Here is a 13051-nt window from a genome sequence, read left to right as displayed (position 1 = left end):
ATAGCATTGAATCGCACCAAAGTGTCGTTGAACTGCACTAAAAACTCTCGAAACGGCACATTAGTCAAATCGCACCGATCCAGGCCACTCACCGAATAGTCCTTCTACCTAGCAACTGATTTGGATGAACGAAAAGTTTTCTCTTGCAAAAAAGAGTCGGCTGGAGAGTTAGTTGAAAATGACTTCTCACACCGATCCTTTGTTCTACCGCGCGTATAAACAATTCTCTTCATACGGTGTCTCTCTTTCATCTCAATCATCTATTTTCCAAACAACCGAAAAAATCTTTTTCTTTCCAGCATTACTAGAACAAAAAAGGGTAAGTATATGAATAGGTTTCAGAAACATCAATTGTATGGTTCAGACTCCAGTAGAAGTTGTTATAAACAGTTTTTTAACTATGGAAAGAAGTGATTACATGAAGACAGTTATACAAAAAAAGAACGATAAACTTAGGATGCTGTTCCAAGGTCTATTAGTTATTCTTGGATCTATGCTAACAGCGTATGGGCTTGAATCAGTACTAATTCCAAACAATGTGTCTGATGGGGGCGTAACAGGACTAAGTATTGTGGGTTCACAGCTGTTTGGACTGCCACTAGGTGTTCTAATAGGTATATTGAATATCCCATTCATTTATTTAGGGTACAAACAGGTTGGTAAAAGTTTTGCGGTTTATTCGTTGATTGGTATTACTTCATTAGCAATTAGCACTAGCTTAATGGACCAAGTACCTACTATTATTCAGGGAGATACGTTGTTAGTGACCGTTGTGGGAGGTATTATCATCGGTACTGGAATGGGGCTTGCTTTGCGTAATGGTGGAGCTTTAGATGGTATTGATATGTTAGCTGTACTACTTTCCCGAAAATTACCGTTTGGGACGAGTGATTTGATCTTGTTTTTAAATCTCTTTGTCTTTATCGTCGTATCGACGGTATTTGGGCTTACAGGTGCCATTCTATCCGCGATTGCTTATTTTATTGCGTCTAAAGTAATTCATATTATTGAAGTAGGCTTAAGTGGTTCCAAAACGTTTAAAATCATTACAGATCAGCCCGAATTAATGGTAGAAACGATTCGTGATCGTTTAGGACGTGGCGCCACCTATCAGCTTGTCCAAGGCAGCTATACCAATGAAAAGTATAAGGAAATCACTTGTGTCATCAATCGATTGGAAGATAGTAAAATGAAAGAAATTATTCGAGAAATTGATAAGAATGCCTTTATCACGGTGTATGACGTAGCAGAAGTTAAAGGTGGTAGTTTTAAAAAGAATGACATTCACTAGGGGTAGCCACTTGATTCACAACATCTTGATCCAGAAGGAAATTATTTTACCGTCATGCAAAAGAGTGAATAGCAGCTCCCGGTTATGGCTAGAATATGCATAATGAAATAGTGGAAAATCTAGTGGGAGTGTGTATAAATGGGTCACGTGTTACCTTTTTTAATGTTTCAGGACGGCAAAGCAGAAGAGGCGATGAACTACTATACTTCACTCATTACGGACTCTGAAATTTTAAGTGTTTCTCGATATCCCGAGGGTAAAATAGGTAAAGAAGGTACCGTAATGAAAGGGGTATTTTCGCTAAAAGGGCAAGAATTTATGTGTAATGACAGTACGTTTTCGCATGAGTTTTCCTTTTCACCTTCCTATTCTATATTTATTTCATGTGATTCCATGCAGGAAATCACTTATTTATATGAAAACCTGGTCAATAATGGCCAAGCCTTGATCACTTTGGATACATATGGATTCAGCAGACAATTTGCATGGGTTAGTGATCGATTTGGAATGTCGTGGCAATTAAATCTGCCGTATGAGTGACGAATGATTTATTTATACCGTAACGTATGAACTAATTCGAGAAGTGAGTGTGGATTCCTTTGGCCTATAATGGTATAGTGTTAAATGGGTTGAAAGGAGTGTTTGCTTTGAATGCACAAGAACTGATTAAAGTCATCAATACATGTGTTGACGAATTAGATTTTATATCTGCCAGAAAGTATATGGAAGAGAACAAAGAGTTGTTAAAACGAAGTAAGCATCGATTAAATCGAAATGCACAAGATCTGCTTGAGTTTGTCGTGACGAAAAGTGAGAACCAGTTGGATCCAAAAGAAATCCATGCGATCCACGCAATTAATAACTATGCCTCCAACTTTGATATTCGTGCGCTCAAATTGATTGTGAAAGACAAAGCAGCGTTAATCAGCAGAAAAGATACACTTACATATTTGAATGAAGATGCGAAAGCGATATTGGAGAGCATGCGTGTTGTGAGCTTAAACGCTTAGTAAGTAAGCATTCGATTCAATAGGATCAAAAAATCCCTCTACAGTCTAGATACAGATGTAGAGGGATTTTGTATTGGAGGTTAAGTATTATGTAAGCGCTAGGGACTGAGGCGGATAAACGACATTCCTTTTGACTGAAGTATAAAATATTCCTGATCTCAACTTTAAAACGCAAGCAAAATAGTACCAACCAAACCTCCCGCCATGACTGTAGTAAATACGATGTCCATCCTACTGAAGTGAGTAGGATAGTAATAAGTTCTGGCAGCTCCCATTTGATACTGTTTGGCTTCCATTGCGACTGCTATCCGCTGTGCGCGGCGGATGCTTTGAGCGAACAGGGGAACAGTGTACATTTGCAATCGTTCATACACGCCCTTGATGCCTCGGGAAAAATGAATGTTCCGTACTTTTAAAGCGTTTCTACGAATTTGCAGTTCTTCCGTTACCGCAGGGATCAGTCGGAAGGAAGCGATAAAGCTATAGGCATACTTGGATGGCAGGCCGAATTGTTGCATCATCGCATAGAAAAACAAAACGGGCTGTACGGTTAGTAGAAAGGTAAATCCAACAAATCCAAAAGACAGCGATTTACTGCCTAGCAAGAGGGCGTGTTGGATACTTTCCTCGGAAATCTTGATGAGCCCCCATTGCCATAACACGTTACTGCCTTTACCGAATAGCACCATGGTACCAGCTGAGGATAAGAAGGAAATGGCTAGTGGAATAGACAGCAAGGCAAGTTTCTTTATGGAATAGCCAGTAAAACCATAAAACAATACGCTATATAGGACGGCCTGCCAGACAGCAAATGATAAGTTCTGATTAAATAAGGCAATGAGTAGCAAAGCAAAAAATACCATAAACTTAAGTGCTGGATTCACTTCAAATAGCCAGGTTTCGCGCTTAGGTGTGAACCAGGCAAGCATTTGAACCACCCCCATTAGCGGAATTCGTGTGTAGTACACCATCCATTACAGTCCATACAGAGGTCGCGAAGCTCTTCACAATTTCCATATCGTGTGTCACCATCAGAATAGTGATCCCTTGGGTTCGCAATTCTTCAAGTTTTTCTAAAATCGCGAAGGTATTACGTGCATCCTGGCCAAAGGTCGGTTCATCCAAAAGAACAATATCAGTCTGTGGCGTCAATGCAGTGGCCACGCTTAAACGGCGTTTCTGCCCTGTAGATAGCTGGTAAGGATGGCGTGTATCTGAATCTGGCAAATTGAATAGTTGCAACATATCTTCCGCATGTTGCTTTGCTTGCTGTTTCGTCAACCCGCGAAGCGATACTATTAATTCCTCAGCTATTGAGTTGGTTACAAATTGCAGTTCGGGATTTTGGAAGACAAGGGACAGTCCAGTTGGTAGCTGTCTTTTGTTCTTTTTCTGAACGATAGGTATGCCGTTCACTTCATAGACTCCATTTGTACGCAATAATTGAGTGAGCGACAAAAGCAACGTACTCTTTCCTGCACCGTTTTCGCCTAAGATTGCAATCCAGTCACCAGCTTTCGCTACCGCACTCTCCGTATAGATTTTCGGTGTGCTACCACGATATCCGTAAAAATTGTTGAGATGAATTTTTTCTGAAGAGACAGCTAGCTTCCTGTTCTTCATCATCGACTGGAAAGACTGGGACTCCTGATATTCTTGCCACACACCTGGATACCAAATGCCGTAACGTTTCAGTTCAGCTTGATATTGCTCGAAAATAGTTGTAGGTGGACCGTCTGCAAGAATGGTTCCATGGTCGTTGAACAAGACGACGCGATCTACCCAGTCTGCAATTAAGTCGATTTTATGTTCCACAATGATGACGGTCTTATTTGCCGCCACCTGTTTAATGGAGGACCAGATTTTTTCAGTTCCTTCTGGATCAAGAAGTGCAGAAGGTTCATCGAGGAATAGGACGTCTGGTTCCAGCAGAAGTACAGACGCAAGTGCAAGTCGTTGTTTCATTCCTTGAGACAGTTCAAGAATCGGGGTATGGACATCTTCTAAATGTAAATTAACACGTTTCAGTACCTTTTCTATCAGGGGTGCCATATCGGTACGCGGCACATTCAGGTTTTCCAACACGAAGGCGAGCTCTTCATCGACATACGTCATACAAAACTGCGTGTCGGGATCTTGAAAAACAAATCCCCATGATTCGGGTAGAGTAATGGTATCTGCTTTCATTGGTAGTTCGATGGAGTTCGGGATGATTCCACTGAGCACTTGTAGTAAGGTCGATTTTCCGCAGCCACTGGGTCCGAGCATCAGGACTTTTTCACCTCGCTGGACAGAGAAAGAGAGATCCTTGAAGATCAAGGAATCCTCTCCTGGAAATTTTAAACGCAGATTGGTAACACGGATGTCTCCTCTGTTTGAATGATTCATCAGCAATCACCGATCCAGCATCGAATATTCGTCTTTGTCGACAGGACGTATTAAATTCGTCACACCTGTAGCTTCGAGTGCACGGACAATTAGCACAGCGAACACTCCAGTAAAGATGAACGCACTAATTGTACGCAGTCCATATTTTACGACGAGGGCCCATGTTTCGAGCGCCGCGTATCCATAGAATAAGTCTAGCGTGAAACTTGCGAGACAGGAACAAACACCTGCTAACCCTGCTACTACTATGGAGTAACGTTTATATCGGAAAGCAGCAAATAGTAATTCCGCTGCAAGCCCCTGTGCAAATCCATACATCAGCACTTCAAGACCATGACCGGCAAATGCAGATAAACTAGCACCAGCAACACTTGCAATTAGCGCAGTACCAGGTTTTCGAATGAGCAGAAAAGCGAATGGACCCACCATGAACCACATCCCGTAAATGAGCTGGCGTGCAACGGGCAAAATCGGTTTTACTACAGTATACAGATCATCCCAGAACTTCATCAGAATTCCGAAGACAACACCGATCATAATCGTGATCAGTAAATCTGTGAACTTTAACTTTTTCAATATCTCCCACTCCTTCTTGTTTTGCCTACACAAAAAAGCCGTCTGAAAGAGCAGACAGCCGAGGAGGGGAGGAGTCCCCTAATATTCCATCGAACACGCTCTCTACGCTGGCATTACCCAGATCAGATTCACGGTCAGCAGCGGTTCCATCTGCTATCTCAGCCTGATTCACTCAAGCCCCCGTACGGACATTTATGTTAGCAGTCATAGTATACAGCAGACTGATTTATCTGGCAACCTGATGTACCACTAGTTAAGAGATGAATAGAAACGAGTTTGTGGTCTGCATGTGTTCGATTACTATACCTCTAACTTATACTGTAGTCTATTACTGTTCTTCAGCCAAAATAGAACGGATCATATGAATGGAATCCCATTCCCCTGACGAAAAGTAGCTGATCGGATATTTCTTAGGGAACAGTCGTTTTTGAATTTCTTTTTCTTTGCAACCTTGTTGGTGGAAGGCTAATGTCTGCTCACGAAGCTCATAGAGATATCCAAGTTTATTTATTAATGCTTGGCGTCCATCTTTCACGTATCCTGCATGACAGCAAAACAGTTCCTCAAAATCATAGGTCAGCGTTTTTTCGATGGATCGGATGATCGTCGGAATGCTTTCTTCGCGCAGCACAAGTTTGGTTTTCGGGTGAACATACAGATCACCCGAAAAGAGTTGTCCCGTATCATCATTCAAAAACGCTAGATGATCTTCAGCATGACCTGGAGTTGAAATGACTTTCCAACTAGCAATTCGTGACGTAAAGCTTTCACCGATTGGCTGTGCTTTATATGGCTGTCTGTTTCCCCAGAACAATTTCCGATACATGGGATACTCCGCTTTTTCCGCACATTCTCTGATGGACATCTCATTCATGAAGACTGGTAGCCCATAGTCGATTTGTAGATGTCTCGCTCCGCCTGTATGGTCTTCATGTGAATGGGTGATGACCACCTGATCGATATCTGCTTCTGCAAAGAATGGTTTGAATTCCTCCAGTAACGACTGTGAACCAGTATCGATTAATATGCCGTCCGTTTTAAAACAAAAGACATTCAGCTTTACACCTTGAAACGAAATCATTCCATTGATGAACTGTACACCACTTGCATTCCCTTGAACTGCATTCCTTTTGAAGAACATTTTACCCACCTCTTTCTGATCACTTTCAATAAGCGTAACATAAAGTGAATGGTTATTCATTATTGAGTTGGAGAGGAAACGATCATCCTCTCTGTCATTTTATTTACGCTAAAAAGCGCCAACTCCTATAAAAGGGTTGGCGCTTTTTAGAATTACTGATCTTCTTTATTGTTCAATGTAGTAGAACGATCATCCAAATAACGATATAACGTCGATTTACTAATACCTGTCGCTTCCTTGATCTCAAATAGCGAATACTTTTTACTGTCATACATAGAAAAAGCAAGCTGTAAGTTGTCATCCGATTTTCGTGGACGACCAATCGATTTGCCTTGCTGTTTAGCAGCTTGCAGTGTAAAGGTTGATGAATGGCTGAGAAATGTGGATTGTATATTCATGAAAAACTCAGCACTTTCGAGCAGTGTAGATGATTGGATTGTTTGATTAGTTAGTTGTTCATCAATGAAGTGAAGTTTAATTTGATCGCGTTCTGCTAAGCGTAAAATATCTAGCAGCTGTTGTAAGGAGTCAGCTACCACTTCGATATTTTGAAAGAATAGCTCGTCACCTTTTTGTGCTTCCATTAATAAATGCTCAAGCTCTGTTCGTTTCTTGGCAAGTCCGTGTGTCTCTGTAAATAACACATCCACAGAGAGTCCCTGTAATTGCTGAATGCCTTGCTGATCACTAACAATTGGACGGATATAACCGTAGTTCAATTTTTTCACCTCTAACTTCCCAAAAATATTCACTTATAGGAATATGGATGGTATGCTAATAACATTCTAACATTGGGATGAATGATTTGATACATCTTGAGAGGAGAACAATATGCATACAATAAAACAACAATGGTTTGGTAATGTACGTGCCGATCTACTAGCAGGCATCGTGGTAGGACTAGCACTCATTCCAGAAGCATTGGCTTTCGCATTCATCGTAGGTGTAGATCCGCGTGTTGCACTTTATGCTTCATTTACTATTGCGGTCATTACTGCGTTTGTAGGTGGTCGGCCAGGTTTGATTTCAGCTGCGACTGGAGCGATGGCGTTAGTACTTGTCAGCTTAATGGCGAATCACGGACTACAATATGTATTGGCAGCTACTATTTTAACAGGAATTATTCAATTGATTTTAGGGAGTCTAGGTGTGGCGAATTTAATGCGCTTCATTCCAAACTCTGTCATGCTTGGATTTGTAAATGCGTTAGGCATTATGATTTTCTTCACACAGCTACCATATTTGATTGGCTCTGGTGTGATGACGTATGTATTTGCGATTGCGACACTCATCTTAGTATATGCAGTACCGCGGTTTTTCACTGCAATACCAGCTCCGCTGATCGCGATTGTCGTGATGACGACAGTTGCGCTGCTAAGTGGTGTGAAGTTGCAGTCGATAGGTGATTTGGGAACGATGCCGAGTTCCTTGCCGACATTTTTCTTTCCGGATATTCCGTTAAATCTAGAAACATTGAAGATTATTTTGCCTTATTCACTAGCCCTATCGATTGTCGGTTTATTGGAATCATTACTGACTTCTCAAGTGTTGGATGATATGACCGATACACCGAGCAATAAAAATCGGGAAGCACGTGGACAGGGAATTGCTAACTTTATCACCGGATTTTTCGGTGGGATGGCAGGCTGTGCATTGATCGGTCAATCGGTCATCAATATTAAATCAGGGGGAAGAGGGCGCTTGTCCACATTTACGTCAGGAGTCTTCCTAATGTTTTTGATCATTGTACTAGGGGATCTAGTTGTCAAAATTCCTATGCCTGTTCTAGCGGGTGTCATGGTCATGGTGAGTATGACGACATTCAACTGGGGATCGTTCAAGTTTTTGCGTCAAGCACCTAAATCAGAATCACTTGTCATGCTGATTACCGTTGTGATTATTTTATACACACATAACTTGGCGATTGGTGTAGTAATTGGTGTGGTTTTAAGTGCGTTGTTCTTTGTAGCGAAAATTTCTCGCGTGACGGTAACGAGTAATGCAGGGGTATATAAGATTACAGGTCCGTTATTTTTCGCTTCCACAACGAAGTTTATTCAAGCATTCGATGAGGTCACGGAGAATCAGATCATTATTGATTTTGAAAATAGTCAGCTCTGGGACGAGTCAGCAGTTGGCGCAATATTTAAAGTCATACAGAAGCTTGAAGGAAAAGGCGTGAACGTCATGATTCAAGGTTTGAATTCTACGAGTGAACAATTATATGAGAAGTTACTCTAAGGGGGAATCGATATGAAGATTGCTGTAGCGATTGATGGTTCTGAAAATGCGATGCGTGCGGCAACTCATGCGATCATGTTGGCTCAGCACTTGCCAGATGCGCAGTTGGAAGTGATCTATGTGCAAGATTACAGCAAGGCGAAAGATGAGCGGCTATTGTCGCAAAGTCCGGAGAGCCTTTCATTGAAACGTGAACAAAAGGTCCACCCAATTGTGGAATTGGCGAGAGAAGCCGGAGTGCATGCAGATAGTACGATGCTCAAAGGCAATCCGAGTCAGGAAATTATCAAGTATGTCAATGAACAAAAGATCGATAAACTCGTAATCGGCAGCCGAGGCTTGAATGCGTTTCAGGAAATGGTGTTAGGAAGTGTCAGTCACAAAGTCATGAAGCATGTGAATTGTCCTGTGACGGTTGTGAAATAGAGAATACCACTTCGCTAGTGTTAGCGAAGTGGCACAGTTACTGTGCAGGGGACGCAATCATTAGAATTATAAACTTCTTTGTAAATCTGCACTATTATCAGTTGTCGAATTAGCTGGCTGTTTGATGTAGTAGGCAGGGGCACATTATTTTATACAAGAAAGCGGCTGTTCTGAAAGTGAAACATCTTTCAGTGACAGTCTTTTTTGCATGATCACGTAGACAAATAGGAGGACGCGCCAAAGTAACATGGCACCGCGCCAATATGCCATCGAACCGAACCAAAACCTCTCAGAAACGCGCGTTAGCCGAGATGCACCGAGCCAAACCTTTCCCGGAACGAGCCAAACGATCTGATTACCGCACATTTTCTCTATGATGAACAAAAGTTTTTCATCCATACCAAAAACAAGAGCCGCCAGAAAAGTCAGGTGAAAACGACTAGGACAGCTTCTTTGATGTTTTCTATTCCCACTCAACCACGTTCTCAAAAACCTGCACTCCGTCAGTTTGCGATATTGGGTAAGACAATGGATCATAAGCCACTTTTATTTGCATATATGGTTCTATCTGATCAATAGTTTCATCAAACTTAAACCAAGCAGAAGTGTATCCTACATCCAATATTTCTTCAGCCGACAACCTTTCTATTTGATCTTTCTCTACACCCCAGACAACTAAAACTCGGTGGTCTTCGATAGCCGCGACTAATCCTTCAAACTCTTCATATAAAGACGACTTATCTGCAGAAGGTATTTGTTTTGCTTCCATAAATTCAGAGATCACTTTCTTATTCTTCTTCTTAAAGGCATCTATTACTTCTCGCTGTGTCTTACTATGTGTTGGAGGATTTTTTTCAAGCCATTCGATAGCTGCTGTGAATTGTATAGTGAACTTGTGGATGATTTGAAAATATTGATCATAGGTCATGTCGAAATTTTTAAGTTGCTCCTGTTCAAGCGAATCAAGTTCCTCTTTCCTAAACCCATCGAAAAAGGTTTTCTGCTCTTCCGTTAATTTGTTCTCTATAGCTTGTTCATCAGGTACATAGCCAAGCGACTTTGCGTAATCAATTAAGGAATCTGCTTGTAAAAGTTGCTCCAAGACAAAGGAGCGACGTTCGTTTACATCCTCAATTTCATGTTGTTCACTTTTCAGTTGAAGATCATACAGTGCTTCATTTACTTCATAATTACTGCCATTTCTGTCCAAATACTCTCCTTTCAGTACATCGAACGTAAAGAACAGAACAGCAGCCATGACGATGACAGAAGCAACTAGTGGAAAAGGAGTTTTCTTTTTCGGTTTACGGTCTCTATAGAGTACCCTTTGTTTCAATTCTTCCTTGTCTTTTGAAACGTCCCCAACAAAAGTGTGTAAGCTTTTTTTCACTTCATTCAATAGAAAGCACCTCCCAATGATCCGATGGCAACTCGTTCTTTAGTAATTTACGCGCTTTGATCATTCTCGTCTTCACTGTATTTTCCGATAGGTTGAGAAATTGAGCAATTTCTCTCATGTTGTATTCTTCATAATAATAAAAGATAATGATTTCTCGATATTTGACAGGTAGCTTCAATACTGCAATTGCAATCTGGGACTTTTCTTCCTGTAAAATTAGCGGGTCACGTTCGTTATGTATGAATTCAATCCGATTTTTATTGAATTGCAGATGACGAAATGACCAGCTTCGCAAATGATCTTTACAGCGGTTAATAGTCATTTTTGTTAAGTAGGCACGCAATTTACCTTGTTCTTTATAGCTGGCTTTGTCATAAAAAGATAAGAAAACATCCTGTACGATATCCTTCGCCATTTCACGGTCCCGTAAATAAAAGTACGCCATTTTTAACAAGTGGTCACTGTAGGTATCTATCATTTCTTCTAACTCCGCTGAATCCAATCCCATCACCGCCTCTCTACTACTATAACGGAGCCCCGATTAAAATAATTTTACTAATTATGAAAAACTAGAAACTCATCAATCGTTTGAAGGATAGCCGGACAGGGCATTTCACGTGTATATGCAATGATCACCTTCTTTCCTTAAAGGAATAGGGAAGGTTCTGTATAATAGAGAAAGAGGTGTTGTGATATGAAAATTGGTGTAATAGGAACTGGCAATATTGCGCAGTATTTATTGAAAAGTATAAATACAGACGGACAGCTAGAGGGGAAGATCACTTCAATTTTTGGGCGGAATCAGGAAGTGGGACCACGTTTGGAAACGCAATTTGATACAATGTTCTACACGGATTTCCAGGAATTTATCGACTCACCAATCGACATCGTTGTGGAAGCAGCTACTATTGATGTAGCTATTCAGTCTATTGAAGCGGTCTTGGTAAGTAAGAAAGACATGATCCTCAGTAGTATTGGGGCTTTTAAAGATGTGAATTTTTTAGCAGCTATGAAAGAAGTTGCACAATCAAATGGACAGCATATTTATCTTCCATCAGGTGCTATTGGAGGATTGGATCTATTACAATCTGCAAATTCCGTTGGAGGACTTAAAGAAGTCTGTATTACGACAAGGAAATCACCTGCATCATTAGGACTTGAACCGATGAATGAGGAGGCATGTATATTTGATGGTGTAGCACTTCATGCCATTGAAAAATTTCCTAAAAACGTCAACGTCGCACTGTTGCTGTCAATTGCGGGTTTGGGAGTTAATCGAACGAAAGTACGTGTCATTGCAGATCCGAAAGTTCAAAAGAATACACATACAATCGAAGCAGAAGGGGGATTCGGAAAAATGTGTTTGATCATCGAAAATGAACCGATGCCAAATAATCCGAAAACGAGCTATCTCGCTGCGTTGAGTATTTTATCTACGTTAAGAAATAGAGGGAACTTCATTACGGTGGGAGCTAACTAGAGAAAGAAGTGGTCCTCATTAGATGAGAACAGGTAAGTTGTTGTAGAGGAAAAACTGATATTCGATATTGATTGGAAGGCATATCGTGTAATTTGAAAGCACATGTATTGCAATAGGATAATCATTTTAAAAAACACAGTGATTGAAACTCATGTCGGTTCAATTACTGTGTTTTTTATATACCTTTACTTACTCCGAATCTTAGAAAGCAATCGTAATATTTCAAGATAAAGCCACACGAGTGTAACCATCAAACCAAATGCTCCATACCACTCCATATACTTCGGTGCTCGGTGTCGGGTACCTTCTTCAATGAAGTCAAAATCCAGCACCAAATTTAATGCAGCGATCACCACAATTACAACTGAAATACCAATACCGAGGGGACCGGTTTCATGAATAAACGGAACTTCCATGCCGAAAAATCGCAGGATGAGATCTGCAATATAGACGAAGAAAATTGCACCTGTTGCCGCAAACACACCGAGTTTAAAGTTTTCAGTCACTTTAATCCATCCTGAACGATAAGCAAATAACAATGAAAATAAGGTGCCAAGTGTTAAAAGAATGGCTTGCGTCGTAATCCCTTCAAATTGGGATTCGAACATGGCAGAAATTCCGCCGATTGCTAGCCCTTCAAGTAATGCATACAAGGGAGCTGTGAAGGGGGCTGCTTTTTTTACGAAGATGGTAATGAGAGCGACTATAAAACCGCCAAAAAGACCGATCAGCAGCAATGATTGAATATCCTTGCCTGCATAATATTGTGTCCAGGTGAAAGCAGCAGTTGCGCACAATAGGAGGAACAGAATGAACGTTTTGTTCACAGTACCCTGGATCGTCATGGTATGGCTGCGATCTGCTTGCATTCCACGAAACGTGTCTTTTCCTAAACTGGGATTGGATGATCTCATACATCACGTTCCTTTCTCCTCAATTGGTGGGTGAATCTAGAAACATGTACATTAATACTTACTATACGATTCAACATAAAATTAGTTTCATGTGAAGAACTGCTGTAATTTAAAAGTGAAATAATTATATCAGGAAAATTGCGAAAACTAATAATGCTTCCAACGATTTCATATGCAAGAATTCG

Annotated in this window: 15 protein-coding genes and 1 riboswitch; of the genes, 6 read left to right on the top strand and 9 right to left on the bottom strand. The window is 40.8% G+C overall.

The genetic code is table 11. From position 1 onward, the window contains the following. Nucleotides 1-400: 400 nt before the first annotated feature. The 3 genes from GD002_RS06365 (at nucleotide 401) to GD002_RS06355 (ending at nucleotide 2301) form a co-directional block, all read left to right on the top strand. Nucleotides 401-1291, top strand: a complete 891-nt coding sequence (locus tag GD002_RS06365) for a YitT family protein (protein WP_153731512.1) — start codon at nucleotides 401-403, stop codon at nucleotides 1289-1291. Between the two features lie 138 nt (nucleotides 1292-1429). Next, complete coding sequence (locus GD002_RS06360) at nucleotides 1430-1831, top strand: VOC family protein (protein ID WP_153731511.1); 402 nt, start codon at nucleotides 1430-1432, stop codon at nucleotides 1829-1831. Nucleotides 1832-1938: 107 nt separating this feature from the next. Further along, on the top strand, nucleotides 1939-2301 hold the full coding sequence (locus tag GD002_RS06355; protein ID WP_153731510.1) for a hypothetical protein: 363 nt from the start codon (nucleotides 1939-1941) through the stop codon (nucleotides 2299-2301). A gap of 164 nt (nucleotides 2302-2465) precedes the next feature. Here GD002_RS06355 and GD002_RS06350 read toward each other — a convergent pair whose 3' ends face one another. From GD002_RS06350 to GD002_RS06330, 5 genes are all read right to left on the bottom strand, one after another. Beyond that, nucleotides 2466-3230 carry an energy-coupling factor transporter transmembrane component T family protein gene (locus GD002_RS06350; RefSeq protein ID WP_153731509.1) on the bottom strand — a complete coding sequence of 255 codons (765 nt, stop codon included), beginning with the start codon at nucleotides 3228-3230 and terminating at the stop codon, nucleotides 2466-2468. Beyond that, on the bottom strand, nucleotides 3208-4620 hold the full coding sequence (locus tag GD002_RS06345; RefSeq protein WP_228548312.1) for an ABC transporter ATP-binding protein: 1413 nt from the start codon (nucleotides 4618-4620) through the stop codon (nucleotides 3208-3210). Before GD002_RS06345 ends, GD002_RS06350 begins: the two co-directional genes overlap by 23 nt. A 75-nt stretch (nucleotides 4621-4695) precedes the next feature. After that, the gene (locus GD002_RS06340) at nucleotides 4696-5265 is read right to left on the bottom strand and encodes an ECF transporter S component (protein ID WP_255425133.1); all 570 of its coding nucleotides are present in this window, start codon (nucleotides 5263-5265) and stop codon (nucleotides 4696-4698) included. An 82-nt stretch (nucleotides 5266-5347) separates the two neighbouring features. Continuing rightward, a riboswitch (TPP riboswitch) is annotated at nucleotides 5348-5459 on the bottom strand. A gap of 134 nt (nucleotides 5460-5593) precedes the next feature. Continuing rightward, nucleotides 5594-6406, bottom strand: a complete 813-nt coding sequence (locus GD002_RS06335; protein ID WP_153731506.1) for an MBL fold metallo-hydrolase — start codon at nucleotides 6404-6406, stop codon at nucleotides 5594-5596. A gap of 152 nt (nucleotides 6407-6558) precedes the next feature. After that, nucleotides 6559-7134, bottom strand: coding sequence for a recombinase family protein (locus GD002_RS06330; RefSeq protein WP_194841493.1), 576 nt, complete (start codon nucleotides 7132-7134; stop codon nucleotides 6559-6561). A gap of 103 nt (nucleotides 7135-7237) precedes the next feature. Here GD002_RS06330 and GD002_RS06325 point away from each other — a divergent pair, with 103 nt between their 5' ends. Beyond that, nucleotides 7238-8647 (top strand): SulP family inorganic anion transporter, encoded by a 1410-nt coding sequence (locus GD002_RS06325; RefSeq protein ID WP_153731504.1) that lies wholly within the window; start codon nucleotides 7238-7240, stop codon nucleotides 8645-8647. 12 nt (nucleotides 8648-8659) lie between these two features. Beyond that, nucleotides 8660-9073, top strand: a complete 414-nt coding sequence (locus tag GD002_RS06320; RefSeq protein ID WP_153731503.1) for a universal stress protein — start codon at nucleotides 8660-8662, stop codon at nucleotides 9071-9073. 144 nt (nucleotides 9074-9217) lie between these two features. Here the strand turns inward: GD002_RS06320 and GD002_RS06315 are convergent, their stop codons facing one another. The 3 genes from GD002_RS06315 to GD002_RS06305 all read right to left on the bottom strand — a co-directional run bounded on the left by GD002_RS06315 (nucleotide 9218) and on the right by GD002_RS06305 (nucleotide 10980). After that, a complete protein-coding gene (locus GD002_RS06315) occupies nucleotides 9218-9472 on the bottom strand; it encodes a hypothetical protein (protein WP_153731502.1) in 255 nt (84 codons plus the stop codon). 64 nt (nucleotides 9473-9536) lie between these two features. Next, nucleotides 9537-10463 carry a DUF3221 domain-containing protein gene (locus tag GD002_RS06310; RefSeq protein WP_228548318.1) on the bottom strand — a complete coding sequence of 309 codons (927 nt, stop codon included), beginning with the start codon at nucleotides 10461-10463 and terminating at the stop codon, nucleotides 9537-9539. 1 nt (nucleotide 10464) lies between these two features. Then, complete coding sequence (locus GD002_RS06305) at nucleotides 10465-10980, bottom strand: sigma-70 family RNA polymerase sigma factor (protein WP_153731500.1); 516 nt, start codon at nucleotides 10978-10980, stop codon at nucleotides 10465-10467. Between the two features lie 186 nt (nucleotides 10981-11166). Here GD002_RS06305 and nadX point away from each other — a divergent pair, with 186 nt between their 5' ends. Next, nucleotides 11167-11952, top strand: a complete 786-nt coding sequence (gene nadX / locus GD002_RS06300; RefSeq protein ID WP_153731499.1) for an aspartate dehydrogenase — start codon at nucleotides 11167-11169, stop codon at nucleotides 11950-11952. A gap of 185 nt (nucleotides 11953-12137) precedes the next feature. On the opposite strand, the gene GD002_RS06295 is transcribed toward nadX, so the two are convergent. After that, complete coding sequence (locus GD002_RS06295; protein ID WP_153731498.1) at nucleotides 12138-12866, bottom strand: Bax inhibitor-1/YccA family protein; 729 nt, start codon at nucleotides 12864-12866, stop codon at nucleotides 12138-12140. Nucleotides 12867-13051 lie beyond the last annotated feature (185 nt).

Origin of the sequence: Sporosarcina obsidiansis (assembly GCF_009651005.1) — a bacterium.
Taxonomy (GTDB): Bacteria; Bacillota; Bacilli; order Bacillales_A; family Planococcaceae; genus Sporosarcina; species Sporosarcina obsidiansis.
The sequence above is the reverse complement of the archived record's forward strand: the minus strand, read 5'-3'. Positions and strand labels throughout refer to the sequence as shown.